Below are 25,725 nucleotides of genomic sequence, written 5' to 3' on the forward strand. Positions count from 1 at the left end.
TTGTCCATCGGTTGAAGCGATGGCGGCAGGCTTCGCGGGCCTGCGTCAGAATGGCCGCGTGCCCTCCTCTTCTTCTTCCTCCGCCCCGCTCTTCCACGCCAGCCGCCTTTGCAAGCGCTACGGCGGCACCACGGTCGTGGACGACCTGTCGTTCGAGATCGCGCCCGGCGAATGCCTGGGCGTGATCGGCCCGAACGGCGCCGGCAAGACCACCACCATCCGCATGTGCCTGGGCCTCACCACGCCCGACGGCGGCGACATCTGCGCGTTGGGCCTGCAGATGCCGCGCGATGCGCTGGCCATCAAGGCGCAGCTCGGCGTGGTGTCGCAGTTCGACACGCTCGACCCCGACTTCAGCTGCGCCGAGAACCTCGTGGTGTACGGCCGCTACTTCGGCTTCAGCAAGGCGCAGGTGCGCGAGCGCGTGCCGCAGCTGCTGGAGTTTGCGGCGCTCTCTCACAAGGCCGATGCCAAGCCGGGCGAGCTCTCGGGCGGCATGCGCCGGCGCCTCTCGCTGGCGCGCGCGCTGGTGAACGACCCCAAGCTGCTGCTGCTCGACGAGCCCACCACCGGGCTCGACCCGCAGGCGCGCCACCTGATGTGGGAGCGCCTGCAGGTGCTGCTGCAGCAGGGCAAGTCGATCCTGCTGACCACGCACTTCATGGACGAGGCCGAGCGCCTGTGCTCGCGCCTGCTGGTGCTCGACCACGGCCGCAAGATCGCCGAGGGCCGCCCGCGCGACCTGATCGCCGAGCACCTGGAGCCCGACGTGGTCGAGGTGTATGGCAACGGCGCGCTGTCCTTGGCCGAATCGCCCGAACTGAAGGCGATGGCAGCGCGCGTGGAAGTGAGCGGCGAGACCGTGTTCTTCTACACGCAGGATGCGCGCCGGCTGCTCGACGCGCTCAGCCGGCACGGCCGTCTGCGCACCTTTCATCGGCCCGCGAACCTCGAAGACCTTTTTCTCAAGCTCACGGGCCGGCAGATCCGCGAGGACGGCTAGGCCACGACGATCATGAATACCACGACTGCAAGTTCTTCTTCTGCCGCGCCATCGCCGCCGGCCCGTTCCGTGTGGCGCGCGCCCGAGCTCTCGCTGCGCTGGTGGCCCGTGTTCCTGCGCAACCTGCTGGTGTGGCGCAAGCTCGCGATCCCCAGCCTCATCGGCAACATCGCCGAGCCGCTGATCTGGCTCGTGGCCTTCGGCTACGGCATGGGCGCGCTGGTCGGCGAGGTGTCGGTCGACGGAACCCGCGTGCCCTACATCCTGTTCCTCGCGAGCGGCTCGATCTGCATGAGCGCGATGAATGCCGCGAGCTTCGAGGCGCTGTATTCGGCGTTCTCGCGCATGCATGTGCAGAAGACTTGGGACGGCATCATGAACGCGCCGGTCGGCCTGGACGACATCGTGCTGGCCGAGATGCTGTGGGCCGCGTTCAAGTCGATCTTCACCGTGACCGCGATCCTGTTCGTGATGCTCGGGCTGGGCATCAGCCACAGCCCCAAGCTGATCGTCGCGTGGATGGTGCTGATCGGCGCGGGGATCACCTTCTCGTCGATTGCGCTGATCTTCAATGCGCTCGCGAAGGGGTACGACTTCTTCACTTATTACTTCACGCTGTTCATGACGCCGATGATGTTCTTGAGCGGCGTGTTCTTTCCGCTGGAGCAGCTGCCTTCCGCCGTGAGGGCCGTGGCGGCGTGGCTGCCGCTGACCAATGCGGTGGCGCTGGTGCGGCCGCTGTTCATGGATCAATGGCCTGGCGGGTGGTGGGTGCATGCGGGGGTGCTGGTGGTTTATGGGGTTGTTTCTTTTTGGGTGGCGTTGGCTTTGACTCGGAAGAGGTTTCGGGGGTAGGTTTTTTGGAGTTCCGGGGCCGGGTCTCGCCCCGGCGGGCGACTCACTTTCTTTGCTTCGCTTCGCCAAAGAAAGTAAGCAAAGAAAGGCGACCCCTACTGTCTGCGTCCCTTCGCTTCGCTACGGGCAACCTGCGGTGCTCGATTACGGCGGGGGTCCGCAGAACTCGCTTCGCTCAGACAGCTGCGGCCCTGATCCCGCCTCCATCTGCGCTCCTCGGCGCATACAGAAGGGGTGGGAACGGGCAGCCTTCGCTTCGCTCGGCCCCAATACCAACAGCCAATACCAACGGCCCAATCCAATCCCAACCACCGCGGCGCTGCGCGCCGCGGTGGCTTGGTGGCCGAGCGAAGCAAAGGCCCGAGTGGTTTGCCCTCCCCTCTGTATGCGCCGAGGAGCGCAGCGTTTTGCGGATCAGGGCTCGCCCTTGTTTGAGCGAAGCGAGTTTGGGCGAGACCCCGCGAAACGCGAGCACCGCAGGTTGCCCGTAGCGAAGCGAAGGGACGCAGACAGTGGGGTCGCCTTTCTTTTGCCTACGTTTCTTTGGCGAAGCAAAGAAAAGTAGGTCGCCCGCCGGGGCGAGACCCGGCCGGAAAATAACCCGACAACAGCATCCAAAAATATTACATTGCACGCAATTCAATTGCGAACTACAATTCCAGCCATGCGCAGCAGCACCAAGCAAGCCTCAGACGAAATGCTCAAGCTGGACAACCAGCTCTGCTTCGCCGTCTATTCCGCCTCCTTGGCCATGACCCGCCTCTACAAGCCGGTCCTGGAAAAGCTGCAGCTCACCTATCCCCAATACCTCGTCATGCTCGCGCTGTGGGAGCAAGACGGCCCCACGGTCTCCGAGCTCGGCGAGCGCCTCTCGCTCGATTCCGGCACGCTCACGCCGCTGCTCAAGCGGCTCGAAGCCGTCGGCTATGTCACACGGCTGCGCGACGTGGCCGACGAGCGCCGCGTGCACATCACGCTCACCGCCGCGGGCCGCAAGCTCAAGGCGCGCGCCGCCAGCGTGCCCGGCTGCCTCATGGCCGCGGCGCAATGCTCGGTGCCTGAACTCATCTCGCTCACCCAGCAGATCCAGACGCTGCGCGACCGCATCAGGAAAGCGGCCTGACACGCACGCACCCAAGACAGGTTTCCCCCGCTTCGATTCAAAAAAGAAGCTCTTTTTCACCACCCTCACCAACCCAAGGAATCACCACCATGACCACCAAGCTCGACAAGGTTCTCTACACCGCTGAAGCCCACACCATCGGCGGCCGCGACGGCGCAGGCAAGTCCAGCGACGGCGCCATCGACGTCAAGCTCAGCTCGCCCGGTTCGGGCAAGCCCGGCACCAACCCCGAGCAGCTGTTCGCGGTCGGCTATGCCGCCTGCTTCATCGGCGCGATGAAGGCCGTCGGCCCGAAGATCGGCGTGAAGGTGCCCGAGGACGTGGCGATCGACTCCAGCGTTTCCCTTGGCCCGACGAACGGCGGCGCCGCCTACGGCATTGCGGTGAAGCTGGCCATCACGCTGCCGGGCCTGGACGCCGAGCAGAAGCAGAAGCTGGTCGATGCGGCCCACCAGGTCTGCCCGTACTCGAACGCCACGCGCGGCAACATCGACGTCGAACTCTCGATCGCCTGATTCCGCCCCCTGCGCAAGGGGTTAAAAAAAGAAGAGCGTCCCGGCCACAAGCCGGGGCGCTTTTTCTTTTTCATGGCCGGCGTTGTCCCGCGGGTGACGCGGAACAGGGAAACGCGATAGCGCCTTTCATCGAGCTTGGCTAATGTGGCTGCAGCACGCGCCATCCCGCGCAACTCACACCACCACCATGGAGATCCACACCATGAGCACCACCACCAGCTTCCTGGTCCGCAAGGGCGAACTCGCCACCACGCAACTGCACACGGCCACCGACCAGCCGCTGGCCGACGGCCAGGTGCGCGTGCGCATCGACAGCTTTGCGCTCACCTCCAACAACATCACCTACGCCGCCTTCGGCGATGCGATGAGCTACTGGCAGTTCTTTCCGTCCACGGAAGAAGGCTGGGGCAGCATCCCGGTGTGGGGCTTTGCCAGCGTGGTGCAGTCGCTGCACCCGGGCGTGGCGGCGGGCGAGCGGCTCTACGGCTACTGGCCGATGTCGTCGGGCGCTGTGCTGAGCCCCGACCGCCTCTCGCCCGGGCGTTTTACCGACGCCGCCGCGCACCGTGCCGAGCTGCCCGCGGTCTACAACCAGTACTTCCGCTGCAACGCCGATCCGCTCTACACCGCGGACACCGAGGACGTGCAGGCGCTGCTGCGCCCGCTGTTCATCACCTCGTGGCTGATCGACGACTTCATGGCCGACAACGATTTCTTCGGCGCCAACACCATGCTGCTGTCGAGCGCGTCGAGCAAGACGGCCTACGGCACCGCCTTCCAGCTGCACCAGCGCGAAGGCGTCGAGGTGATCGGCCTGACCTCCGCCGCCAACGTGGCCTTCTGCGAAAGCCTGGGCTGCTACCACCGCGTGCTGAGCTACGACGCGCTCGACGGCATCGCGGCCGCCACGCCCTGCGTCTATGTGGACTTTGCGGGCAACGCCGGGCTGCGCAACGCGATCCACACGCGTTTTTCCAACCTCAAGTACAGCTGCTCGATCGGCGGCACGCACGTGGAGCAGCTCGCGGCCAAGGGCGCGGGCAAGGACCTGGCCGGTCCGCGCGCCACGCTGTTCTTTGCGCCGGCGCAGATCAAGAAGCGCACCGCCGAATGGGGCGCCGACGAATTCGGCCGGCGCATGGTGGCCGCCTGGCACCACTTCCTGGCGAGCGTGACCGACGCGAAGAACCCCTGGCTGCGCGCCGAGCACCACCACGGCGGCGAGGCGGTGCAGGCCGCCTATGCGCAGGTGCTGGCCGGCAAGGGCGACCCGCGCATCGGCCATGTCCTTTCGCTTTACAAACAACCGGGCGGCCTCTGACATTCCGGGCGCCGGGGTAGCGACAATCGCCGCATGACCCTTTCCCCCGCTGCGCCCGCGAATACCCATCCCTACGAGAACCTCACGCCCGATGTGGTGCTGGACGCCCTGGCAACGCTCGGCCTGCACGGCGATGGCCGGCTCACGGGCCTGAACTCGTACGAGAACCGGGTCTACCAGGTCTACCTGGAAGACCGCAGTGCGGTGGTGGTCAAGTTCTACCGCCCCGAGCGCTGGAGCGAAGCCGAGATCCTCGAAGAGCACGGCTTCTCGCTCGAACTGGCGGCGGCCGAAGTGCCCGCCGTGGCACCGCTGGCCTTCGACGGCAGCACGCTGCACCGCCACGGCGGCTTCGCCTTCAGCGTGAGCCCCTACCGCGGCGGCCGCGCGCCGGAGCTCGACGATTTCGAAGTGCTCGAGTGGGTCGGCCGCTTTCTCGCGCGCATCCACACGGTGGGCAGCGCACGGCCCTTCGAGGCCCGGCCCGCGCTCGACCTGCAGACCTTCGGCATCGCCTCGCGCGACTGGCTGCTGGCCAACGACAAGGTGCCGCTCGACGTGCAGCGCGACTGGGAAAAGGCCTGCAACGAAGCACTGGACATGATTGCCGCCACGGCGCTGGCGGTGAGCGCCCCGGCCTCCGATTTCAAGCCGCGCAAGCTGCGCCTGCACGGCGACGTGCACCCCGGCAACATCCTTTGGACCCCGACCGATCGCCCCGGCGGCGGGCCGCACTTCGTCGACCTGGACGATGCGCGCACCGGCTTCGCGGTGCAGGACTTGTGGATGCTGCTGTCGGGCGAGCGCGCGCAGCGCACCGCGCAGCTCTCGGGGCTGCTCGACGGCTACGAGCAGTTCCGCGAATTCGACCGCCGCGAGCTCGCGCTGATCGAGCCGCTGCGCACCCTGCGGCTCATCCATTACAGCGCCTGGCTCGCGCGCCGCTGGGAAGACCCGATCTTCCCGATCAACTTCCCGTGGTTCGGCTCCAGCGACTACTGGAAGGGCCAGATCCTCGTGCTGCAGGAGCAGTGCGAGCAGATGGCCGAAGAGCCGCTCTACGCCTAGAAATGTCAGCCCCCCGGCTTTTCACTTCGCTTCGCTGCGTGTAATTCTCCACCCCCCGAGGGGGAGGCCCGGTCGCCTTGGGGCGGCCCGGCGGCGGCCGGTTGCACGTTGGCCACGCCCTGCAGCAGCCGTTCGGCCAGCACGTTCGGCGGCCCGCTGCGCCACACGCCATGCGCCTCCGATTGCGCCACCGCGCGGTCGAGCGGCCGGAACACCGCGCCGCGCAGGGCCGAATGCCGCATGGCCTGCGGCACCAGTGCCACGCCCATGCCCTGCGACACCAGCGAGACCACCGCGAGCCAGTGGCGCACCTCGTGCCGCACCTCGGGCAGGAAGCCGGCGTCGGCGCAGATCGACAGGATGCGCTCGTGGTAGTCGGGCGAGGCCTCGCGCGAGAACAGCACGAAGGGCTGGTTGCGCAGGTCGGCCGGCGCCAGCACGCGCTTGCGCGCGAGCGCGTGGCCCGAGGGCAGGCAGCACACGAAAGGCTCGGACAGCAGCAGCCGGTGCTGCAGCTCGGGCGGCATGCGGCTGGTGTGGACGAAGCCCAGGTCGAGCCGGTCGTGCAGCAGCTCGGCGATCTGCACGCCTGAATTGAGTTCGGCGAGCGTGATGCGCACCGCCGGGTGCCGGGCCTGGAACGCGCGCAGCGCCTGCGGCAGACCGCGGTAGAGCATCGCACCGACGAAGCCGATGCGCAGCCGCCCGGCCGAGCCCGCGGCCACGTCGCGCGCCTCGAGCGCCGCCTCTTCCGCCTGCAGCAGCAGCCGCCGCGCCGAGATGCGCAGCGCCTCGCCCGCATGCGTGAGGCGCACCTCCTTGCTGTTGCGCTCGAACAGCCGCGCGCCCACCGACTCCTCGAGTTGGCGGATCGCCACCGACAGCGGCGGCTGCGAGATCGACAGGCGCCGCGCGGCGCGCCCGAAGTGCAGCTCCTCGGCCAGCACGGAAAAGTAGCGCAGGTGTCGCAGTTCCATGAATAGGCAAATCGAATCGAACAAGACCTATTCGATATTAGACACGGATCGCCTGGAAACCAACAATGCGGCGAACCAGGAGACAAAACGCATGGCCCAGAACGACGCCACCGCCGCGCACGCGCACCCGATTCCCGACCGCCACGGCCAGAACCTGTTCAGCACCGACACCGAGCTGCACAAGCTGCTCGCGCTCTACCTGCCCGCCGACCTGCTGGCCCACATGCGGCCGCACTTCGAGCGGCTGGGCGGCCTCGCGGGCGGCCTGCTCGACGACCTGGCCGGCACCGCCGACCGCAACCCGCCCACGCTGGAGCAGCGCACGCGCACCGGCCTGGACGAGCAGAAGATCGTCAAGCACCCGGCCTACGTCGAGATGGAACGCCTCGCGCTCAGCGAATTCGGCCTGGCCGCGATGTCGCACCGCGATGAGACGCTGGGCTGGAAGGGCAGGATGCCGCCGCTGGTCAAGTACGTGCTGACCTATCTCTTCGTGCAGGCGGAGTTCGGCCTGTGCTGCCCGGTCTCGATGACCGACTCGCTCACGCGCACGCTCAGGAAGTTCGGGGGCCCCGAGCTGGTCGCGCGCTTCCTGCCGCGCCTGACCTCGCTCGATTTCGACGAGCTCGCGCAGGGCGCGATGTTCATGACCGAGCAGGCCGCGGGCTCCGACATCGCGGCCACCGCGACGATGGCGCGGCAAGAGACGGATGGCAGCTGGCGCCTCACCGGCGACAAGTGGTTCTGCTCCAACCCCGATGCCGACTTTGCGATGGTGCTCGCACGCGCCGACAACGGCCCGGCCGGCATGAAGGGCGTGTCGCTGTTCCTGCTGCCGCGCCGGCTCGAAGACGGCAGCCTCAACCATTACCGCATCATTCGCCTCAAGGACAAGCTGGGCACGCGCTCGATGGCCAGCGGCGAGATCCGGCTCGAAGGCGCCGTCGCGCACCTGGTGGGCGAGGAAGGCCGCGGCTTCGTGCAGATGGCCGACATGGTCAACAACTCGCGCCTGTCGAACGGCGTGCGTGCCGCGGGCCTCATGCGCCGCGCGGTGGCCGAGGCCGAGTACATCGCCGCCGAGCGCCGCGCCTTCGGCCGCACGCTCGAGCAGATGCCGCTGATGCAGCGCCAGCTCGACAAGCTGCGCCTGCCGGCCGAGCAGGCGCGCACCATGGTGTGCCAGACCGCACTGGCGCTCGCGCGCTCCGACGCCGGGGAGCCTGATGCCTACGCGCTGCTGCGCATCCTCACGCCGCTCATCAAGTTCCGCGCCTGCCGCGATGCGCGCAAGGTCACGGGCGACGCGATGGAAGTGCGCGGCGGCTGCGGCTACATCGAGGAATGGAGCGACCCGCGGCTCGTGCGCGATGCGCACCTGGGCTCGATCTGGGAAGGCACGAGCAACATCGTCGCGCTGGACGTGATCCGCGCCGTGAAGCGCGAGGGCTCGCTGCCGGTGCTGCGCGCGCACTGCGAGCAGCTGCTGGCCGATGCGGCGCTGCCGCCGGCCTTTGCCAAGGCGCTGCGCGATGCACTGGCGCGCGCCGCCGCGCTGGCCGAGACGGCCGCGCGAGAAGGCGGCGACGTGCTGGCGCGCCAGGCCGCCTCGGCGCTCTACCACTGCACGAGCAGCATCGCGATGGCCTGGGAGGCCGCGCGCAGCGGTTCCGCCCCGCGCCTGCGCTGGGCCCAGCTGGTGCTGCTGCACCGCGTGCTGCCGCGCGACCCGCTCGCGCCCGACGCGATGCCCGCGGACTGGAACAGCGCGGCCACCACGCGCACCGCCAAGGCCACGGCCTGATTCACGACGACAGAAAAAACGGAGACATCATCTTGCGACACCTCACCCTCTTCTTCGCGGCCCTGACCGCCTGCGCCGCGCTGCTGGGCGCCGCTCCCGCCGCACAGGCCCAGGGGCCTTTCCCCTCCAAGCCCCTGGTGCTGGTCGTGCCCTTCCCGCCCGGCGGCCCGACCGACGCCATGGCCCGTACGCTGGCCGCCGAGATGAAGGACCGCCTCGGCCAGCCGATGATCGTGGAGAACCGCGCAGGCGCGGGCGGCAACATCGGCGCCGACTACGTGGCGCGCGCCGAGGCCGACGGCCACACGCTGCTGTTCGGCACCTCGGGCCCGCTGGCCATCAACGCGAGCCTCTACCGCAAGATCAGCTACGACCCGGTCAAGAGCTTCGCGCCGGTGATCCAGGTCGGCTACCTGCCGAACATCCTGGTGGTGAACCCTGCGCTGCCGGTGAAGGACGTGAAAGAGCTGGTCGCCCATGCCAGGGCGAACCCGGGCAAGCTCAGCTATGCGTCGTCGGGCAACGGCGCGTCGTCGCACCTGGCGGGCGTGCTGTTCAACTCGGTGGCCGGCACCGACCTGCAGCACATCCCCTACAAGGGCACCGGCCCCGCGCTCAACGACCTGCTCGGCAACCAGGTGAGCATGACCTTCACCGACATCCTCACCGCGCTGCCTTATGTGAAGGCCGGCAAGCTGCGCGCGCTGGGCGTGGCGACGCTCGCGCGCTCGCAGGCGCTGCCCGAGGTGCCGACGATTGCGGAGCAGGGCTACAAGGGCTACGACGTGAGCGTGTTCTTCGGCATCGTCGCGCCGGCCGGCACGCCCGCGGACCGCGTGGCCAGGCTCAACCAGGCTTTCGCCGAAGTGCTGAACTCGCCCAAGGTGAAGCAGATGTTCGCGGCGCAGGGCCTCGAGGCCTCGGCGGACACCTCGCCGCAGAAGCTCGGGCAGTTCATCGTGAGCGAGTCGGCCAAGTGGAAGGACGTGGTGAAGAAGTCGGGGGCGCAGCTGGATTGATTTGCGCTTTTGTTGCCTTTGTTCAGGGCGCGCTCCCGCCGACGGGGTACCTTGCTCCGCGAATGTCCCCCGCCCTTCGGGCTCCTCCTTGATTTCGCTGCGCAAGGCACCCCATCGGCGTGATCGTTTTTCAGCGCACTGGTTGATCGGCGATGCACCGGCGGCGTGCCCCGGCGCACAGAGCATCGGGTGCTCCCCGCAGCGAAATCAAGGAGGAGGCCGCAGGCTGGGGGACATTCGCGGAGGGGAGTACCCGGTGATCTGTGCGCACGCCCTGAACAAAAGCGCCCCGAACAACAACAGCAGCACCAACAAACAATGCATCGGACCCCCGAAATGACAAACCCCCAAGGCGCCCTCGCAGGCATCCGCGTCCTCGACATCTCGCGCATCCTCGGCGGCCCCTACTGCGGCCAGATCCTTGGCGACCACGGTGCCGACGTGCTCAAGGTCGAGCCGCCGCAAGGCGACGACACGCGCACCTGGGGCCCGCCCTTCAAGGACGGCGTGGCTTCGTACTACCACGGCCTGAACCGCAACAAGCGCGTGCAGCACCTCGACTTTTCCACGGACGAAGGCCGCGAGGCGCTGCTCGCGCTCGTGGCCGAGGCCGACGTGCTGATCGAGAACTTCAAGACCGGCACCATGGAGCGCTGGGGCATCGGCTACGAGGCGATCTCGGCGCGCTTTCCGCGCCTCGTGTGGTGCCGCGTCTCGGGCTTCGGCGCCGATGGCCCGCTGGGCGCGCTGCCCGGCTACGACGCCGCCGTGCAGGCCATGACCGGCATCATGAGCATCAACGGCGAAGCCGACGGCGGCCCGCTGCGCGTGGGCCTGCCGGTGGTCGACATGGTGACCGGGCTCAATGCGGTGATCGGCGTGCTGCTCGCGCTGCAGGAGCGCAACCGCAGCGGCCGCGGGCAGTTCGTGGAAGCCGCGCTGTACGACAGCGGGCTCTCGCTGCTGCATCCGCATGCGGCCAACTGGTTCATGGATGGCACCGAGCCCCGCCGCACCGGCAACGCGCATCCCAACATCTATCCCTACGACGCGCTGGCCACCGGCACCGACCCGGTGTTCGTGGCGGTGGGCAACGACCGCCAGTTCGCGAGCCTGTGCCGCTGCATCGGCCTGCCCGCGCTGGCCGACGATCCGCTCTACCGCACGGCCGGCGCGCGCTCGGTGCACCGTGCGGGGCTCAAGCAGCAGCTGGAAGCGGCCATGGCGGCGTTCGACGGCCGTGCGCTGGTCGAGCAGCTGATGGCCGCGGGCGTGCCCGCCGCGCCGGTGCTGCCGGTGGCTGCGGCGCTCGAGCATCCGCACACGGCGCACCGCGAAATGGTGGTGGAAATGGAAGGCGGCTACCGCGGCATCGGCGCGCCCGTGAAGCTCAGCCGCACGCCGGCGAGCTACCGGCACGCGCCGCTCACGCCGGGCGAGCGCTTCCTGCCCGATGCCGCGGCCGGCACTGGCACCAGCGGCTCATAGCCCGGGCCGCGAGCCGGCGCGCGCCTTGGGCGCATGGAAAGCCTGCATGAACGCGCCCTGCAGTTCCGCCGGCAGGTCGGGCCGGTGGCACATCGCATAGCCGAGGCTCGGCGGATCGTCGGCGAGCGCAACAAAACGGATGTCGGGCCGTGCGATGCAGGCGAGCGATTCCACCACCAGCCCGATGCCCGCACCGGCCGCCACCAGCCCCACGAGCGAGATCGACGAGCTTGCGCACTGGTTGACCTGCGTGGTGATGCCGGCACGCGCAAGGTAGGCGGCGATGCGGTCGAACACCACCGGCCCGATGTCGCGCCGCACGCCGACCAGCGTCTGCTGCCGCAGGTCCGCCGCCGCAATGCGGCTGGCGCCCGCGAGCGGATGCGCGGCCGGCATCACGGCCATGAAGCGGTCGCGGGCCACCTCGCGCACCACGAGGTCGTCGCGCGAGGACGGCGGATGCACCACCGCGAGGTCGAGCCTGCGGTGCGCCACGGCCTCCTCGAGTTCGTCCGACAGGCCCTCGGTCAGCGCCAGCACCACGCCCGGATGCGCGGCCGAAAAGGCACGCATCGCATCGGGAAAGAAGGACAGCGCTGCGATGGGCGTGACGCCGATCTCCAGCCGGTCGAAGGCGCCGCGCCCGATGGCGCGCGCGGCCTCGTCGGTCTCGGCGGCGCGCGACAGCAGCCGCCGCGCGTGCGGCAGCAGGCGCGCACCCTGCTCCGTCAGCCGGACGCCGCGCGCCTGCCGGTCGAACAGCGCAAAGCCCAGGGCCTCCTCGAGCCGCTGCACCCGCACGCTGAGCGCGGGCTGCGAGATGGCGAGCAGCGAGGCGGCGCGCCGGATGTTGCCGATCTCGGCCAGCGTGACGAAGCATCGCCATTGCTTGAGTTCCAAGGAGCGGTCTCCAGCACAGCGCCGCGGGCTGCGGCGGTCAGGGCGCGACGGGATTGCCCGGCGTGCCGGGGCTGCCGGCCGCAGCGTCGGCGGCATTCGCGGGCGGGCGGTAGGAGACGCGCACCGCGGAAGGCTGCGGCGCGGAGACTGCAGCCGCCGTCGTGACCGGCGCGGCGCCGCCCGCCGGCGCGTACCCGGCCTTGCCCGCATTGGGATCGTGCAGCACCACGCTCTTGCCTACGCCCACGCCGGTGCCGACCGGCCCGACGCCAACGCCCACTCCCACGCCAGCCGTGCCGGCCACCACGCCGGTGTTGTTGACCGCCACGCCCGCGCCGAGCGGGCCCCAGCCGGTGTTCAGGCCGACGGAGAAATTGCCGTCCTTGGTGGCGCCCAGGCCGAGCGAGAGCCCGGGCACCAGCGGAATGCCGATGTGATAGTGCGAACAGCCGCTCACCATGGCCAGCAGGAGCGCCGCCGCAAGGGCGGCTGCTGCACGGGCGGTGCGCGGCCGGGCCTTCACACCAGCAGCGCGTTGACGCGCCTCACGTAGGCCGCGGGATCGGCCGGCAGGCCGCCTTCGGCCAGCAGCGCCTGGTCGAAAAGAATGTTCGCAAGATCATCGAAATGCTCGGAGCCGTCGAGCTTCTTCACGAGCGCGTGCTCGGCGTTCACTTCGAGCACGGGCTTGAGGTCGGGCGCGGGCTGGCCGGCCTGCTTGAGCATGCGCGCGAGCTGCGTGCTCATGCCGCCGTCCTGCACCACCAGGCAGGCCGGCGAATCGACCAGGCGCGTGGTCACGCGCACGTCCTCGGCCTTGTCCTTGAGCGCTTCCTTGAGCTTCTCGAGCAGCGGCTTGAAGGATTCGGCGGCTTCCTCGGCGGCTTTTTTCTCGGCCTCGTCCTGCAGCTTGCCGAGGTCGACCGCGCCCTTGGCCACGCTCTGCAGCGGCGTGCCGTCGAACTCGGTGAGGTAGTTGAGCGCCCACTCGTCGACGCGGTCGGTCATGAGCAACACCTCGATGCCCTTCTTCTTGAAGACTTCGAGCTGGGGGCTGTTCTTGGCGGCGGCGAGCGTGTCGGCCGTGATGTAGTAGATCGCGTCCTGGCCTTCCTTCATGCGCGCCTTGTAGTCGGCAAAGCTCACGCTCACGGTGTCGCTCGTGGTGGAGGCGAAGCGCAGCAGCTTGGCGATGCGGTCGCGGTTGCCGAAGTCCTCGCCCAGGCCTTCCTTGAGCACGGCGCCGAACTCGGCATAGAACTTGGCGTACTTGCCCGATTCGTCGGCGGCGGCCGCGGCGGCTTCGGCGGCCGTGGGGGCGTTCTTGTCGACCACATCGGTCACGGCCTCGGTCGGCTCGGGGGCCGGCACCGATTCGCCCGAACCCACGTCGATCTTGCCTTCGCCGCTTTCCGGCCCGGTCTTCTGCTTCCTGGCCAGGTCCTCGAGCATGCCGAGCACGCGCTTGGTGCTGCCTTCGCGGATGGCCTTCACGTCGCGGCTTTCCTGCAGCAGCTCGCGGCTCACGTTGAGCGGCAGGTCGGACGAATCGATCACGCCCTTCACGAAGCGCAGGTAGCTGGGCAGCAGCGCCTCGGCGTCGTCCATGATGAAGACGCGCTTCACGTAGAGCTTGACGCCCGCGCTCTTGTCGCGGTTCCACAGGTCGAATGGCGCCTTCGAAGGGATGTAGAGCAGCTGTGTGTACTCGGTGCTGCCTTCCACGCGGTTGTGGCTCCAGGCGAGCGGCGCCTCGTAGTCGTGGCTGATGGTCTTGTAGAACTCTTCGTACTGCTCGGGCGTGATGTCCTTCTTGGGGCGGCTCCAGAGCGCGCTGGCCTTGTTGACCGTTTCCCATTCGCCGGTCTTGACCATGTCGCCGGGCTGGTCGTTCTCGCCTTCCTTCCACTCCTCCTTTTCCATGAGGATGGGCAGCGAGATGTGGTCGGAATATTTGCCGACGATCTGCTTGAGCTTCCAGGCGTTGAGGTATTCGTCGGCGTCGTCGCGCAGGTGCAGCGTGATGCGGGTGCCGCGCTCGGGGCGCGTGATGTCGGCCACCTCGAAGTCGCCCGCGCCGCCGCTCGTCCAGCGCACGCCCTGCTCGGGCGGCAGGCCCGCGCGGCGCGATTCGACCGTGATCTTGTCGGCCACGATGAAGCCCGAATAGAAGCCCACGCCAAACTGGCCGATCAGCTGGGCGTCGGCCTTCTGGTCGCCGCTGAGCTTGCTCACGAAGTCCTTGGTACCACTTTTGGCGATGGTGCCGAGGTTCTCGATGGCCTCCTGGCGCGACAGGCCGATGCCCTTGTCGGTGATGGTGATGGTGCGCGCGGCCTTGTCGAAGGAAAGCCGCACGTCCAGCTCGGTCTGGTCTTCATACAGCTCGGGGTGGTCGAGCGCCTCGAAGCGCAGCTTGTCGCAGGCGTCCGATGCGTTCGAGATCAGCTCGCGCAGGAAGATTTCCTTGTTCGAGTAGAGCGCATGCGTGACAAGGTGCAGCAGCTGCGCGACTTCAGCCTGGAACGGGAGTTTCGTATTGGAAGAATCAGCCATGGGAAGAGAAGAAATATCGAAGCCAAAAAATTCTAAGCCGGGCGGCCTTGACCGCACGCTCGACTCGCCAACTCTGCGAGTTGGGGCTTTCGCCCCGAAAAACAATAGGCCTACCGGGCCTGCGATTCCACCTCGCGGGTCCAGCGGTCGATCAGCCGCTTGCGCTCGGCGGCCCTGCCGTATTTCTCGAAGTCGTACTTGATGAGCTTGACCTCGCTCATGGGCGGAATGCGCGGATCGGGCTTGAAGGTCTTGTTGGCGGGCGACTGCAGGCTGCCGACCTGCCCGCCGATCGCCTGGCCGGCCGGGCTCATGAGCCAGTCGTAGTAGCGCTTCGCATTCTCCTTGTTGCGCGCGCCCTTGACCAGCGCGATGCCGCCCACCTCGTAGCTCGTGCCCTCGCAGGGCGCGGCCGTCTTGACCGGGAATTTGTCGTACCGCCAGCGCTCGAAGCCGAAGATGAAGCTCACGCCCACTGCCACCTCGCCCTTGGCCACGTTGGGCGCCTGCGCCTGGCCGCTGCGGGTGTAGCTGGTGACGTTGCGGTGCAGCTTCTTCAGATAGTCGAAGGCCGCGTCCTCGCCCATCTGCTGCACCAGGCCCGCGATGATGGTGTAGGCCGTGCCGCTGGAGGCCGGATGCGAGATCTCGATCTCGCCCCGGTATTCGGGCTTGGCGAGGTCGGCCCAGCACTTGGGCTCGTGCAGCTTCTTGCGCCTGAGCAGCTCGGTGTTGAAGCCGAAGCCGATGGCGCTGGTGTAGAAGCCGCCCACCATGTTCTGCGACATCGCGTACTGGCGCACCGACCAGTCGTGCAGGTCGTTGATGTAGGCCGGCCGGTAGGCTTCGAGCAGGCCTTGCTCGGCCGCCTGCAGGAACGGGTCGCCGGTGCCGCCCCACCAGATGTCGGTCTTGGGATTGGCGGCCTCGGCGCGCAGTTGGGCGCCGATCTCGCCGGTGCCCTTGTGCGCCTGCTGCACCCGGATGCCGGTCTCGCGCGTGAAGGCGGCGGCCGCGGCTTCGCACCAGCCCGCGTCGGTGCTGCACAGCGCATTCACCGTGCCCTCGGCCGCCGCGCCCGAAGCAAAAAGCAAGGCCATGGCGCCCGCGCAGGCGGCAAGGGCCGCGGCATTCCTCTGGACAAAGGGGCGCATGCGTTCTCCGGTGGATGAGTGGATGAAAGGCGACCCGAGGATAGCGGGCAAAGCCGCTCAGCGGGCCGCCAGCAGCGGCGGCAGGTGCTCGGCCAGCCAGTCGACCACCACGCGTGTCTTGTGCGGCAGGTAGCGGCTGCGCGAGCGGATCACGTTGAGCGCGAATCCGAAGGGCCGCGGCTCCTCGAACACGCGCACCAGCGTGCCGGCCGCCAGCGCATCGGCCGCGAGCCAGGCCGGCAGGCGCGCCAGCCCCATGCCGCCGATGGCGGCTTCGAGCAGCACCTCGGCGCTGTCGCAGCGCAGCCGCGAGGGCAGCACCACTTCGACCAGCCGGCCATCGGCGTCGTGGAAGCGCCAGGGCGAGACCTGCCCGTCGCGCGCATAGAACACGGCCTCGTGCGACGGCGATGCACCCAGCTCGGCCACGCTGCCCGGGCGCCCGCGCTCGGCCAGGTAGGCGGGCGCGGCGCACAGCGCCATCCATTGCACGCCGACCGGCCGCGCGACCAGATCGGCGCTGTCGGCCAGCTCGCCGCTGCGGATGGCCAGGTCCAGACCGTCTTCGACGAGGTCCACGCGCCGGTCGTTGAAGGACAGCTCCAGCGACAGCCCCGGATGCCGGCGCGCCAGCGCGAGCAGCAGCGGCCCGACCTTCAGCCGCCCCAGCATGGCCGGCATGCTCAGGCGCACCAGCCCGGCCGCGGTGCTGCGCGCGGCATCGGCCATGGCCTCGGCGGCGTCGAGCTCGGCCAGCACGCGCCGGCAGCGCTCGTAGTAGCCGTGGCCTTCCTCGGTGAGGCTCTGGCTGCGCGTGGTGCGCAGGAAGAGCCGCGTGCCCAGCCGCGCCTCGAGCCGCCCGATGCTCTTGGCCACCGCCGAGCGCGTGACGTGCAGCCGCTCGGCCGCGCGCGCAAAGCTGCCGGCCTCCACCGCGGCCACGAACTCTTCGATGCCTTGCAGGCGTGGACTCATTGGATACTTTCAGGCGCCACGACGTTGAAAATTATCCGCCACTGGATAGATCAACTCGCCAATAGCATGAAGGCTTCTTTTTTGTGGAGGCTTTTTCATGCAGGCAAGCAGAACGCTCAGGCGCTGGCAACTTTCTTCCTTCGGCCGCGAGCAGCTCGAACAGGTGGCGCTGCCGCTGCCCACGCCCGGTCCGGGCCAGGTCCTCGTCGAGGTGGGCGCGGTGTCGCTCAACTACCGCGACCTGCTGATGATCCGCGACGGCATGGGCATGACGTTCGACCTGCCCTTCACGCCCGGCTCCGACATGGCCGGCACGGTGGTGGCGGCCGGACCGGGCGTGCAGCGCCTGGCCGTGGGCGACCGCGTGGTCAACACCTTCTGGGGCGGCTGGATCGACAGCCACTGGCCGGCCGAGGCCGTGCCGATGGGCGGCCCCGGCCCGGGCATGCTGGCCTCGCACGTGCTGATCGACGCCGCCTGGGCCGTGGCTGCACCGGCCACGCTCGATTTCGCGCAGGCCAGCACGCTGCCGTGCGCCGGCCTCACGGCCTGGTTCGCGCTGGCCGAGACCGGCGCGCTGCGGCCCGGCCAGACCGTGCTGGTCCACGGCACCGGCGGCGTGGCGCTGTTCGGCGTGCAGCTGGCGCGGCTGCATGGCGCGCGCGCCATCGTGGTCACGGGCAGCGAGGAGAAGCGCGCGCAGACACTGGCGCTGGGCGCCAGCGAGGTGCTGATGCGCGAGGGCGACTGGCCGGCCGAAGTGCGCCGCCTCACGCAAGGGCGCGGCGCCGACCACGTGCTCGAACTTGCGAGCGGGCCGAACCTCGACCGTTCGCTGCAGGCGGTGGCGCAGGGCGGGCGCGTGTCGATCATCGGCATGCTCGGCGGCGAGACGCTCAGCGCATCGTTCTACGCGATGGTGCTCGGCCGCGTCACGGTGCAGGGCATTGGCGTGGGCCATCGGCGTGCGCTCGAAGACCTGGTGCGCGCCGTCGACGCCAATGCGCTCGAGCCCGTGATCGCGGCGCGCTACGCCTTCGACGACGTGCCCGATGCGCTCGACCACCTCGCGCGCGGCGCCTTCGGCAAGATCGTCGTCGTGCCCTGACCACGCCCTTTAGCGGTTTGCGCAACGCATGTCAGAAACAAAAGACCGCTCAACTGTGAACAGGTTCCGCCAGCTGCAACAACATGCGTGACGCATGCTGTTTACGTTCCTAGAATCCGCCCGCGCATGGCCCTGGGCCACGCAATTTTTTCAACTTCTGGAGGGATGGAGCAGATGGAACATAGCACCTACAAAAAGTGGTCGGCCGAGTTCATTGGTACTTTCTGGCTCACGCTGGGCGGCTGCGGAAGCGCGGTGCTGGCGGCGGCCTTTCCCAACAACCTGGGCATCGGCTTCCTGGGTGTCGCGCTGGCGTTCGGCCTCACGGTGGTGACCGGTGCCTATGCGCTCGGCCCCATCTCGGGCGGCCACTTCAATCCCGCGGTGTCGATCGGCCTCGCGGCCGCGGGGCGCTTCAAGGCCTCGCAGCTCGCGGGCTACATCGTGTCGCAGGTGCTGGGTGCAATTATCGCGGCCGGCGTGCTCTACCTGATTGCCACCGGCAAGCCCGGCGCCGACATCGGCGGCTTTGCCACCAACGGCTTCGGCGAGCACTCGCCCGGCAAGTACGGCATGACCGCCGCGCTGGTGTGCGAGGTGGTGATGACCGCGGTCTTCCTGATCGTGATCCTCGGCGCCACCGCCAAGCGCGCGGCCGGCGGCTTCGCGGGCCTGGCCATCGGCCTGTGCCTCACGCTGATCCACCTGATCTCCATTCCGGTCACCAACACCTCGGTGAACCCCGCGCGCAGCACGGGCCCGGCGCTGTTCGGCCCGTCCTACGCGGTGTCGGAGCTGTGGCTGTTCTGGGTTGCGCCCATCGCGGGCGCGATCATCGGCGCGCTGATCTACCGCGCGCTGCTCGCGAACAGCGACGCGACGACTGACTGATCGTCAGCTGCCGTTGGCCGACTGCACGAGCGGCAGCGCGGTCGACTGCCCGATCGATTCGGTGCCCGTCGCATGCGAGGCCGCATAGGCGCCGGCCTGCACGTCGGACACCGGTGTCGTCGAGTTCATGGCCGGTGCGCTGGTCGACTGGCCGATGGACTCGGTGCCGGCGGGCCGCGCGGCGGCCATCGCGCCGGCCTGCACCTCGGGGTTCTCGGGCGAATTCATCTGCAGCGGGTGGTAGTCGGAGCCGTCGGTCGTTTCGGCCGATGCATTCACGGCACCGAGCGCCGCGAACGCGGCGAAAGAAGCAAGGGCAAGAAGCTTGGAGGAAGTGCGCATGGTGTGTGCTCCTGAGGGTTTGTCTCCGGCCGCGTGCCAGCGCGCGAACTGCGCGTGGCAGGGCCTGCATGCACTCTAGGCAGCCCGGCTGAGCGGGCCGTGAGCAGGAAATTAGCCTGGCGTGAGCGGCATTGATGCCGCAGGCAGGTGCACCCGTGCCAGCAGCCCCGGACTGCCGCCCTCTTCTGCTTCATCGCGGTTGCGCAGCTCGATGCGCAGGCCGTGCCGCTCGGCCGCGGTGCGCGCAATCGCCAGCCCGAGGCCGCTGCCGCCCGCCGGCGCACCCGGCACGCGAAAGAAGCGGTCGAACACGCGGCCGATGGCCGAGGCCGGAATGCCCGGGCCGTTGTCGAGCACATCGACCACCGCATGGCCGTCGACCTCGTGCAGCCGCACGTCGACCACGCCGCCTTCGGGCGCATAGCGCAGCGCGTTGTCGATCAGGTTGTCGAACACGCTGCGCAGCTCGGCGGCCGGCGCCTGCACCACGGGCGCGATCGAGCCCTCGAAGCCGATGTCCACGCGCCGCGCATCGGCCAGCACCATCAGCTGGCTCACGCTCTCGCGCAGCAGGGTTTCGATGTCGACCGGCTCGCCCGGCATGGGACGCCCCGGCGCGTCCTGCCGCGAGAGGCTCAGCAGCTGCTCGATGAGGTGCTGCGCGCGCGTGACGCCGGCTTCCAGCTGGTTGAAGCGCTCGGTGGCTTCGCCCGCGGGCACGTGCGCGCGCAGGTTCTCGATCTGCAGGCCGATCGCGGCCATCGGCGTGCGCAGCTCGTGGGCCGCGTCCTGCACGAAGCGGCGCTGCGTGGCGAAGGCACTGCGCATGCGCGACAGCAGCTGGTTGAAGGCCTGCACCAGCGGCGCGATCTCGTCCGGCACGCGCGCCAGCGACAGCTCGGTGGGGCGGCGCTCGTCCTGCGAGGCCACGTCGCGCGCCACCGCGCGCAGCGAGCGCGAAGCCGCCGACACGATGAGCCAGAGGATCAGCAAGGCCAGCGGCAGCAGCAGCGCGATGGGCAGGCCTTCGAGCAGCGCACGGCGCAGGGCGCGGCGCCGGCGGTAGTCCTCGTTCTGCAGCACCTGCACGCGCGGCTGGTCGGCGCGCGGCCCGGCCTCGGCCGTGAACACGCGCCAGCGTGAGGGCGCGGGCGCATCGGCGCTCGCATCACTGAAACCCGGCTGCGGCTGCAGCGGCACCACCGCCAGCGGCGGCCACGAGCTTGCGCGCAGCGTGCGGCCGTCGGCGCTCCAGAGCTGCACCACGAAGGCGCCGCGCACGAGCGCGGCGTTGCCGTCGAGCGGGCGCGGCGTGCGCGGCGGATCGCTGCCCGCATAGGAATCGGCCACCAGCCGCATCTGCTCGTCGAGCGCGTTGTGCACCAGGTCGCCGTAGGCCACGAAGGTGAACCACGCCGTGAGCGCGGCCGCCACCAGGTGCAGCGTGACGAGCCAGAACAGGAGCTGCGTGCGCAGCGAGCGCGGGCGCCACCAGCGGCCCGGCACTGCGCTCATGCCGCCACGCGCCAGCCGAGCCCGCGCACGTTGCGGATCGATTCCGCGCCGAGCTTGCGGCGCATGCCGTGGATCAGCACGTCGATGGCGTTGCTGGTCACTTCCTCGCCCCAGCCGTAGATGCGGTTCTCGAGCTGCTCGCGCGAGAGGATGGCGCCGGGCCGCTCGAGCAGGGCGTGCAGCAGCGCGAACTCGCGTGCGGTGAGCGCCTCGCGCACGCCATCGACCAGCACCTCGCGCGTGGTGAGGTCCAGCTGCATCGTGCTGCCGCCGATCAGCGAATGCGCGGCGCCGTCGCGACGGCGCACCACGGCCCGCATGCGCGCGAGCAGCTCGCGGAATTCGAAGGGCTTGAGCAGATAGTCGTCGGCGCCCAGGTCGAGGCTGTGGATGCGGTCGTCCAGGCCGTCGCGCGCGGTGAGCACCAGCACCGGCGTGGCGTCGCCGCGTTCGCGCGCGCGGCGCAGCACCTCGGTGCCGTCCTGCCGCGGCAGGCCCAGGTCGAGCAGCACGCAGGTGTAGCCGCCGTCGCCGAGCGCGCTTTGCGCGAGTTCGCCGTCGCGCACCCAGTCGGCCGACCAGCCCGCGCCCTCGAGCGCCTGCTTCAGGCTGCGCCCGATCATCTCGTCGTCTTCCACCAGCAGCACTCGCATCGCGTCGACTCCTTGGGCGGCAAGGTAGCACGCGGTCGGGATGACCGGTAGTGCCCTGCGCCGTGGCGCAGCGTAGGAGCGGAGTCTTAGGCGGGGCTTAGCACGCGGACCTCGTGCCGCCCGCCCTCGCCATCCGCCGCAAAGGCCAGCAGGCGCAGGGCCTCTTCCTCCACGCCGAGCCGGCCGGCCTTCGGCCAGCGCGTGAAGGGCTCCAGCACCACCGCGGCCGCGTTGTTCTTCGCCGCGCGCTCGATCTTCCAGACGCCCGCGACGAAACCATCGAGCAGCACCGTGCCGCGCACGATGCCGTTGGCGGTGAACACGCGCGCGCGGTGCGCCTCGCTCATCACGCGGCTGCGGTCGGCGTGCGAGAGCAGCAGGTTGTCCCATTCGGCGACCAGGCGCGGCGGCGCGGGTGTGCCCGGGTCGGGACGCGGCGCGCGCGGCAGGTCGAACAGCTCCTGCCCCTGTTCGCCGATGAAGCTGCGCAGCTGCGGCCGCAGGCGCTCGGCCACGGCCCTCCAGCCCGTGAGGCCCGACCATGCGCCCGCATCGGCCAGCGTGGCGGGGCCGAAGGCCGCGAGGTAGCGCAGCAGCAGCGCGTCCTGCGTGGCCGGCGCGATGTCGGCGGCGGGTTCGCCGAGCCACTGCGCGATGGGCTGCAGCCGTGCGCTCTGGTGCGCGTTCCAGCTGCCCGCGGGCGGCAGGTGCACCAGCGGCACGCTGTTGCGAATGAGTGCGGCGAGCGAGGCGGGCTCGCGGTCTTCAAAGCGCGCCGCCAGGGCCTGGCCGAGTTCGGCGCTGGTGAGCGGCGCTTCGCGCAGCAGCGCGAGGCCCGCCTCCACCACCGCCGCGCGATCGATGCCTTCGAGCGCCCGCGCATGGCTGCTGCCCTTCAATCCGCGCTGATGCACGGGCTCGAGCAGCGGCCGCCAGGCCAGTGCATCCGATGCAGCCATCAGGTGCAGGGTCGCGCGCATCGCCGACATGCGCACGACGCGGCGCTGCTTCAGGGCTTCGGTCAGCTGCTCGCGGCGAAAGCCTTCGAGCCGGCTCCACAGGCCGATGTAGGGTGGGTTGGGCGCCTGCGCCTGCAGGCCCGCGAGCTTTTCGATGGCCTGCGCGGGAGCCGCCTTGCGCCGCTCCAGCAGCATCTGCCGCGCCAGCGTGGCCCGGTTCAGTGCGCGCTGGCTCAGCACCACGGCCATCGGCGGCGGCTCAGAACTTCTCGTGCGGGCCGAGGTAGCGCCACTGCCCCACAGGCAGGTTGCCGAGCATCACCTTGCCGATGCGCACGCGCTTCAGGCCCACCACCTTCAGGCCGACCAGCTCGCACATGCGGCGGATCTGGCGCTTCTTGCCCTCGGTGAGCACGAAGCGCAATTGCTCGGGGTTCTGCCATTCGACCCGCGCCGGCTTGAGCGGCTGGCCGTCGAGGCTCAGGCCGTGGCGCAGCCTGGCGAGCATCGCGGGCGGAAAGACCGCCTGCACATTGGTGGTGACGGGGTCGTCGTCGTCCATGCGCACCAGCTGCCCGGTGGGCGCGGGCTGGCCCAGGCCGTGGTAGGCCACGCGCACCAGGTACTCCTTCTCCATCACCGAGTCTTCGCCGATCAGCTGGCGCGCGATGCGCCCGTCCTGCGTCATCACCAGCAGGCCGATCGAATCGATGTCGAGCCGCCCGCAGGGCGCCAGGCCGCGCAGCTGCTGCGGACTGAAGAAGAAGCGCGCGTTGTCCTCGGCCCAGCGGTTCTGCGGCGTGAAGAGCGTCACCGCGGGCTCATGGCCGTCTTCGGCCTGGCCGCTCACGTAGCCGATGGGCTTGTTGATGAGGATGGTGACCTGGTTCGCCTGCTGGCCCTTGGCGGCCTTGTCGACCTCGATGCGGTCGGACGGCGTGACCTTCACGCCCATTTCGGCCGGCTTGCCGTTCACCTTCACCCAGCCGTTGGCGATCCATTCGTCGGCCTCGCGGCGCGAGCAGAGGCCGAGCTCGGCCATGCGTTTGTTGAGGCGGATCGGGGCGGGGGCGTCGGTCATGCGGGGGCGCGGTCGGTTTGGGGGCAGGCGGGTCACGCCCGGTGGAGCGGTGCGCAGCCGCATTTTCGCCGATGGCGGCCGCCCGCGGGATGTGTCGCAATGCATGGGGATAATGCGCGCCAATGGCCCGCCGGCGGCCTCCACCCGCATGACCAAAATCCTGATCCTCAGCGTGAGCGCCGGCAACGGCCACGTGCGCGCAGCACAAGCCCTCGAAGCCGCGGTGCAATCGACCCCGCCGCACACGGCGGTCCACATCGATGCCATGGCCCATGTGGCCGGCGGTTTCCGCAAGGTCTACACCGACTGGTACATCCAGCTCGTGAACCGCGCGCCCGAGCTGTGGTCCTACCTGCACCAGCGCACCGATGCCACGCCGCACCATGCGCCTTCGCAGCGCCTGCGCCGCGGCATCGAACGGCTGAGCACCGGCGCCCTCGTGCGCGAGATCCGCCGCGAAAAGCCCGACGCCGTGATCTGCACCCATTTCCTGCCCGCCGAGCTGCTGATGCGCGAGCGCAACCGCGGCCGCATCGACTACCCGGTGTGGCTGCAGATCACCGACTACGACCTGCACAACATGTGGCTGGTGCCGGGCATGGCGGGCTACCTGGCCGCGACGGAGGAAGTGGCCTTCAGGCTGCGCGCGCGCGGCATTCCCGAAGGGCGCATCCACGTGACGGGCATTCCGGTGATGCCGGCTTTCTCCGAACCCGATGCGCCGGCGCTCGCGCGCCATGCCTGCGCCGCGGCGCTCGGCCTCGATCCCGCGCGGCCGGTGCTGCTGATGGCCTCGGGCGGCGCGGGCGTCGGCGACCTGGCGAGCATGGTCGAGCGCGTGCTCTCGCTCGGCGGCGACAGCGGCCTGCAGGTGATTGCCGTGGCCGGCCGCAACGCCGAGGCCCACGGCAAGCTGCAGGCCCTGGCCGCCCGCCATCCGGGGCGCGTGGTGGCCATCGGCTTCACCAACGAGATGCACAAGCTCATGGCCGCGGCCGACCTGGTCGTGACCAAGCCGGGCGGGCTCACGGTGTCGGAGTGCCTGGCGCTCGGCAAGCCGATGCTGCTGATCTCGCCGATTCCAGGGCAGGAAGAACACAACGCCGGCTTCCTGATGGAAGAAGGCGCGGGCTGGCTCGCCTACGACGCCATCGGCCTCGACTACAAGGTGGCGCGCCTGATGGCCGACCCCGCCAAGCTCGCATCCATGGCCCAGCGCAGCCGCGCGCTCGGCAAGCCGCGCGCGGCGGCCGCGGTGCTGCGCCACGTGCTGGGCGAAGCCGCATGACGGGCGCCGTGGAGAAGACGGGCGTGGCCCGCACGCTCGGCTACCTCGCGTGGGTGGTGGTGATGGCGTTCTTCTTTGCCAACGCCGAGATCCAGATCGAAGGCGGCGCCGGCTGGGCCACCTCGCTGCCCACCTGGCGCATCGAGAACAGCATCTGGCTCGACATCTTCTGGGGCGGGCGCGCCATGACGGGCTACCATGCCTGGGTCTTCACCTTCATGGTGCTGGTCTTCTTTGCGCCTCTGGCCTTCAACGGACGCTGGACCTGGCGCGACGCAGGGCTGGCCGTGGCGGGCCTGATCGTGTTCTGGGTCTGCGAAGACTTTCTCTGGTTCATCATCAACCCGGCCTTCGGCTGGGCCCGCTTCAATGCGGTGGATGCGTTCTGGCACAAGCACTGGATCTGGGGCGCGCCGGTCGACTACTGGGGCGGGCTGGCAGTGGCCCTGCTGATCCTGGTGGCGCGGCACTGGCGGCGCGCGAAATGAGCGCAAGGAAGCACAAGCGCAGGAACGGCAGCGAGGCCGCCGCGGCGCACGCCGCGCCGCGCCCCGGGCACTGGGCCGATCCGCTCGACACGCTCGGCATCGAGAACCTGCACCGCATCACGCCCACGCTGTACCGCAGCGCGCAGCCGCGCATCGCCAACGTGGCGGCGCTGAAGGCGCTGGGCATCCGCACCATCGTGAGCCTGCGCTCCTTCAACGACGACCGGAAGGTGTTCGCGGGCAGCGGCATCCGCCTGGTGCGCGTGCCGATCAACACCTGGTCGATCGACGATGCCAAGGTGCTGCGCGCGCTGGTGGCCATCCGCGAGGCCGAGAAGCAGGGGCCGGTGCTGATCCACTGCATGCACGGCGCCGACCGCACCGGCGTGGTCGCGGCGGCCTACCGCATGGCGGTGCAGGGCTGGGACAAGGAAAGCGCGCGCCAGGAGATGTTGCGCGGCGGCTACGGCTACCACACGCTGTGGCGCAACATCCCGCGCTACATCGAGCGCTTCGATGCACAGAAGATGGGCCATGCGCTGGCCCATGCGCCGGCGGTTCCTGCCGTGTCCTGAAGGCGTCTGCAGCTTTCGCGCACCGCTCCTATACTGGCCGCCCCGTGGCCCTGGGCCACCTTCGAAC

The 25,725-nt window shown here is 69.4% G+C and carries 25 protein-coding genes; 14 read left to right on the forward strand and 11 right to left on the reverse strand.

Annotation, left to right across the window (positions count from 1 at the left end; genetic code table 11):
- Nucleotides 1-19 precede the first annotated feature (19 nt).
- From AC1DSC_RS29410 to AC1DSC_RS29435, 6 genes are all read left to right on the forward strand, one after another.
- Complete coding sequence (locus AC1DSC_RS29410) at nt 20-1,003, forward strand: ATP-binding cassette domain-containing protein (protein WP_018905112.1); 984 nt, start codon at nt 20-22, stop codon at nt 1,001-1,003.
- A gap of 12 nt (nt 1,004-1,015) precedes the next feature.
- Nucleotides 1,016-1,858, forward strand: a complete 843-nt coding sequence (locus AC1DSC_RS29415) for an ABC transporter permease (protein ID WP_062364207.1) — start codon at nt 1,016-1,018, stop codon at nt 1,856-1,858.
- A 664-nt stretch (nt 1,859-2,522) separates the two neighbouring features.
- Nucleotides 2,523-2,981 (forward strand): MarR family winged helix-turn-helix transcriptional regulator, encoded by a 459-nt coding sequence (locus AC1DSC_RS29420; protein WP_028254068.1) that lies wholly within the window; start codon nt 2,523-2,525, stop codon nt 2,979-2,981.
- A gap of 89 nt (nt 2,982-3,070) precedes the next feature.
- Complete coding sequence (locus tag AC1DSC_RS29425; RefSeq protein ID WP_015867717.1) at nt 3,071-3,496, forward strand: organic hydroperoxide resistance protein; 426 nt, start codon at nt 3,071-3,073, stop codon at nt 3,494-3,496.
- Nucleotides 3,497-3,698: 202 nt separating this feature from the next.
- Nucleotides 3,699-4,817 (forward strand): DUF2855 family protein, encoded by a 1,119-nt coding sequence (locus AC1DSC_RS29430; protein WP_436288185.1) that lies wholly within the window; start codon nt 3,699-3,701, stop codon nt 4,815-4,817.
- Between the two features lie 33 nt (nt 4,818-4,850).
- Nucleotides 4,851-5,885, forward strand: a complete 1,035-nt coding sequence (locus tag AC1DSC_RS29435) for a serine/threonine protein kinase (RefSeq protein ID WP_062364204.1) — start codon at nt 4,851-4,853, stop codon at nt 5,883-5,885.
- A 5-nt stretch (nt 5,886-5,890) separates the two neighbouring features.
- On the opposite strand, the gene AC1DSC_RS29440 is transcribed toward AC1DSC_RS29435, so the two are convergent.
- Entirely contained in the window at nt 5,891-6,862 is a 972-nt protein-coding gene (locus AC1DSC_RS29440; RefSeq protein ID WP_307597294.1) for a LysR family transcriptional regulator, read from the reverse strand.
- Nucleotides 6,863-6,953: 91 nt separating this feature from the next.
- On the opposite strand from AC1DSC_RS29440, the gene AC1DSC_RS29445 reads away from it, so the two are divergent.
- From AC1DSC_RS29445 to AC1DSC_RS29455, 3 genes are all read left to right on the forward strand, one after another.
- Nucleotides 6,954-8,666 (forward strand): acyl-CoA dehydrogenase family protein, encoded by a 1,713-nt coding sequence (locus AC1DSC_RS29445; protein WP_436288186.1) that lies wholly within the window; start codon nt 6,954-6,956, stop codon nt 8,664-8,666.
- A gap of 32 nt (nt 8,667-8,698) precedes the next feature.
- The gene (locus tag AC1DSC_RS29450) at nt 8,699-9,685 is read left to right on the forward strand and encodes a Bug family tripartite tricarboxylate transporter substrate binding protein (RefSeq protein ID WP_062364198.1); all 987 of its coding nucleotides are present in this window, start codon (nt 8,699-8,701) and stop codon (nt 9,683-9,685) included.
- Between the two features lie 336 nt (nt 9,686-10,021).
- Complete coding sequence (locus AC1DSC_RS29455) at nt 10,022-11,173, forward strand: CaiB/BaiF CoA transferase family protein (protein ID WP_436288187.1); 1,152 nt, start codon at nt 10,022-10,024, stop codon at nt 11,171-11,173.
- Here the strand turns inward: AC1DSC_RS29455 and AC1DSC_RS29460 are convergent.
- The 5 genes from AC1DSC_RS29460 to AC1DSC_RS29480 all read right to left on the reverse strand — a co-directional run bounded on the left by AC1DSC_RS29460 (nt 11,168) and on the right by AC1DSC_RS29480 (nt 16,758).
- Entirely contained in the window at nt 11,168-12,073 is a 906-nt protein-coding gene (locus tag AC1DSC_RS29460; RefSeq protein WP_436288188.1) for a LysR family transcriptional regulator, read from the reverse strand. The genes AC1DSC_RS29455 and AC1DSC_RS29460 overlap by 6 nt on opposite strands.
- A 37-nt stretch (nt 12,074-12,110) precedes the next feature.
- Nucleotides 12,111-12,596: a hypothetical protein gene (locus AC1DSC_RS29465; protein ID WP_028254072.1), complete on the reverse strand. Its 486-nt coding sequence runs from the start codon at nt 12,594-12,596 to the stop codon at nt 12,111-12,113.
- Nucleotides 12,593-14,629 carry a molecular chaperone HtpG gene (gene htpG / locus AC1DSC_RS29470; RefSeq protein ID WP_015867726.1) on the reverse strand — a complete coding sequence of 679 codons (2,037 nt, stop codon included), beginning with the start codon at nt 14,627-14,629 and terminating at the stop codon, nt 12,593-12,595. The genes AC1DSC_RS29465 and htpG overlap by 4 nt, the downstream gene beginning before the upstream one ends.
- A gap of 110 nt (nt 14,630-14,739) precedes the next feature.
- A complete protein-coding gene (locus AC1DSC_RS29475) occupies nt 14,740-15,783 on the reverse strand; it encodes an ABC transporter substrate-binding protein (RefSeq protein WP_018905121.1) in 1,044 nt (347 codons plus the stop codon).
- A gap of 57 nt (nt 15,784-15,840) precedes the next feature.
- Nucleotides 15,841-16,758 carry a LysR family transcriptional regulator gene (locus AC1DSC_RS29480; RefSeq protein WP_028254074.1) on the reverse strand — a complete coding sequence of 306 codons (918 nt, stop codon included), beginning with the start codon at nt 16,756-16,758 and terminating at the stop codon, nt 15,841-15,843.
- Between the two features lie 97 nt (nt 16,759-16,855).
- Between AC1DSC_RS29480 and AC1DSC_RS29485 the strand changes: the two genes are divergently transcribed.
- Nucleotides 16,856-17,866 (forward strand): zinc-dependent alcohol dehydrogenase family protein, encoded by a 1,011-nt coding sequence (locus tag AC1DSC_RS29485; protein WP_018905123.1) that lies wholly within the window; start codon nt 16,856-16,858, stop codon nt 17,864-17,866.
- A gap of 174 nt (nt 17,867-18,040) precedes the next feature.
- Nucleotides 18,041-18,757 carry an aquaporin Z gene (aqpZ, locus tag AC1DSC_RS29490; protein WP_062364490.1) on the forward strand — a complete coding sequence of 239 codons (717 nt, stop codon included), beginning with the start codon at nt 18,041-18,043 and terminating at the stop codon, nt 18,755-18,757.
- Between the two features lie 3 nt (nt 18,758-18,760).
- Here the strand turns inward: aqpZ and AC1DSC_RS29495 are convergent, their stop codons facing one another.
- From AC1DSC_RS29495 to AC1DSC_RS29515, 5 genes are all read right to left on the reverse strand, one after another.
- The gene (locus AC1DSC_RS29495; RefSeq protein ID WP_062364189.1) at nt 18,761-19,099 is read right to left on the reverse strand and encodes a hypothetical protein; all 339 of its coding nucleotides are present in this window, start codon (nt 19,097-19,099) and stop codon (nt 18,761-18,763) included.
- Between the two features lie 111 nt (nt 19,100-19,210).
- Nucleotides 19,211-20,614 (reverse strand): sensor histidine kinase, encoded by a 1,404-nt coding sequence (locus AC1DSC_RS29500; RefSeq protein WP_062364187.1) that lies wholly within the window; start codon nt 20,612-20,614, stop codon nt 19,211-19,213.
- Nucleotides 20,611-21,267, reverse strand: coding sequence for a response regulator (locus AC1DSC_RS29505; RefSeq protein WP_018905127.1), 657 nt, complete (start codon nt 21,265-21,267; stop codon nt 20,611-20,613). The genes AC1DSC_RS29500 and AC1DSC_RS29505 overlap by 4 nt, the downstream gene beginning before the upstream one ends.
- Nucleotides 21,268-21,353: 86 nt before the next feature.
- Nucleotides 21,354-22,475 (reverse strand): winged helix DNA-binding domain-containing protein, encoded by a 1,122-nt coding sequence (locus AC1DSC_RS29510; RefSeq protein WP_062364186.1) that lies wholly within the window; start codon nt 22,473-22,475, stop codon nt 21,354-21,356.
- Between the two features lie 10 nt (nt 22,476-22,485).
- Complete coding sequence (locus AC1DSC_RS29515; protein ID WP_015867735.1) at nt 22,486-23,307, reverse strand: pseudouridine synthase; 822 nt, start codon at nt 23,305-23,307, stop codon at nt 22,486-22,488.
- A 148-nt stretch (nt 23,308-23,455) separates the two neighbouring features.
- Here AC1DSC_RS29515 and AC1DSC_RS29520 point away from each other — a divergent pair, with 148 nt between their 5' ends.
- The 3 genes from AC1DSC_RS29520 to AC1DSC_RS29530 are packed head-to-tail and all read left to right on the forward strand — an operon-like array spanning nt 23,456 to nt 25,658.
- Nucleotides 23,456-24,595 (forward strand): MGDG synthase family glycosyltransferase, encoded by a 1,140-nt coding sequence (locus AC1DSC_RS29520; protein ID WP_026284077.1) that lies wholly within the window; start codon nt 23,456-23,458, stop codon nt 24,593-24,595.
- On the forward strand, nt 24,592-25,083 hold the full coding sequence (locus AC1DSC_RS29525; RefSeq protein WP_062364184.1) for a hypothetical protein: 492 nt from the start codon (nt 24,592-24,594) through the stop codon (nt 25,081-25,083). The genes AC1DSC_RS29520 and AC1DSC_RS29525 overlap by 4 nt, the downstream gene beginning before the upstream one ends.
- Complete coding sequence (locus tag AC1DSC_RS29530) at nt 25,080-25,658, forward strand: dual specificity protein phosphatase family protein (RefSeq protein ID WP_062364182.1); 579 nt, start codon at nt 25,080-25,082, stop codon at nt 25,656-25,658. Before AC1DSC_RS29525 ends, AC1DSC_RS29530 begins: the two co-directional genes overlap by 4 nt.
- The last annotated feature ends 67 nt before the right edge of the window (nt 25,659-25,725 follow it).

The organism is Variovorax sp. 01N425 (genome assembly GCF_056399465.1).

Coding starts and splice junctions, on each gene's coding strand:
- AC1DSC_RS29445 (WP_436288186.1), top strand. CDS start 6,954: ATGGCCCAGAACGACGCCACCGCCGCGCACGCGCACCCGATTCCCGAC.
- AC1DSC_RS29530 (WP_062364182.1), top strand. CDS start 25,080: ATGAGCGCAAGGAAGCACAAGCGCAGGAACGGCAGCGAGGCCGCCGCG.
- AC1DSC_RS29480 (WP_028254074.1), bottom strand. CDS start 16,758: ATGAGTCCACGCCTGCAAGGCATCGAAGAGTTCGTGGCCGCGGTGGAG.
- AC1DSC_RS29520 (WP_026284077.1), top strand. CDS start 23,456: ATGACCAAAATCCTGATCCTCAGCGTGAGCGCCGGCAACGGCCACGTG.
- AC1DSC_RS29410 (WP_018905112.1), top strand. CDS start 20: ATGGCGGCAGGCTTCGCGGGCCTGCGTCAGAATGGCCGCGTGCCCTCC.
- AC1DSC_RS29420 (WP_028254068.1), top strand. CDS start 2,523: ATGCGCAGCAGCACCAAGCAAGCCTCAGACGAAATGCTCAAGCTGGAC.
- AC1DSC_RS29495 (WP_062364189.1), bottom strand. CDS start 19,099: ATGCGCACTTCCTCCAAGCTTCTTGCCCTTGCTTCTTTCGCCGCGTTC.
- AC1DSC_RS29505 (WP_018905127.1), bottom strand. CDS start 21,267: ATGCGAGTGCTGCTGGTGGAAGACGACGAGATGATCGGGCGCAGCCTG.
- AC1DSC_RS29425 (WP_015867717.1), top strand. CDS start 3,071: ATGACCACCAAGCTCGACAAGGTTCTCTACACCGCTGAAGCCCACACC.
- AC1DSC_RS29415 (WP_062364207.1), top strand. CDS start 1,016: ATGAATACCACGACTGCAAGTTCTTCTTCTGCCGCGCCATCGCCGCCG.
- htpG (WP_015867726.1), bottom strand. CDS start 14,629: ATGGCTGATTCTTCCAATACGAAACTCCCGTTCCAGGCTGAAGTCGCG.
- AC1DSC_RS29435 (WP_062364204.1), top strand. CDS start 4,851: ATGACCCTTTCCCCCGCTGCGCCCGCGAATACCCATCCCTACGAGAAC.
- AC1DSC_RS29430 (WP_436288185.1), top strand. CDS start 3,699: ATGAGCACCACCACCAGCTTCCTGGTCCGCAAGGGCGAACTCGCCACC.
- AC1DSC_RS29455 (WP_436288187.1), top strand. CDS start 10,022: ATGACAAACCCCCAAGGCGCCCTCGCAGGCATCCGCGTCCTCGACATC.
- AC1DSC_RS29525 (WP_062364184.1), top strand. CDS start 24,592: ATGACGGGCGCCGTGGAGAAGACGGGCGTGGCCCGCACGCTCGGCTAC.
- AC1DSC_RS29515 (WP_015867735.1), bottom strand. CDS start 23,307: ATGACCGACGCCCCCGCCCCGATCCGCCTCAACAAACGCATGGCCGAG.
- aqpZ (WP_062364490.1), top strand. CDS start 18,041: ATGGAACATAGCACCTACAAAAAGTGGTCGGCCGAGTTCATTGGTACT.
- AC1DSC_RS29500 (WP_062364187.1), bottom strand. CDS start 20,614: ATGAGCGCAGTGCCGGGCCGCTGGTGGCGCCCGCGCTCGCTGCGCACG.
- AC1DSC_RS29510 (WP_062364186.1), bottom strand. CDS start 22,475: ATGGCCGTGGTGCTGAGCCAGCGCGCACTGAACCGGGCCACGCTGGCG.
- AC1DSC_RS29440 (WP_307597294.1), bottom strand. CDS start 6,862: ATGGAACTGCGACACCTGCGCTACTTTTCCGTGCTGGCCGAGGAGCTG.
- AC1DSC_RS29475 (WP_018905121.1), bottom strand. CDS start 15,783: ATGCGCCCCTTTGTCCAGAGGAATGCCGCGGCCCTTGCCGCCTGCGCG.
- AC1DSC_RS29485 (WP_018905123.1), top strand. CDS start 16,856: ATGCAGGCAAGCAGAACGCTCAGGCGCTGGCAACTTTCTTCCTTCGGC.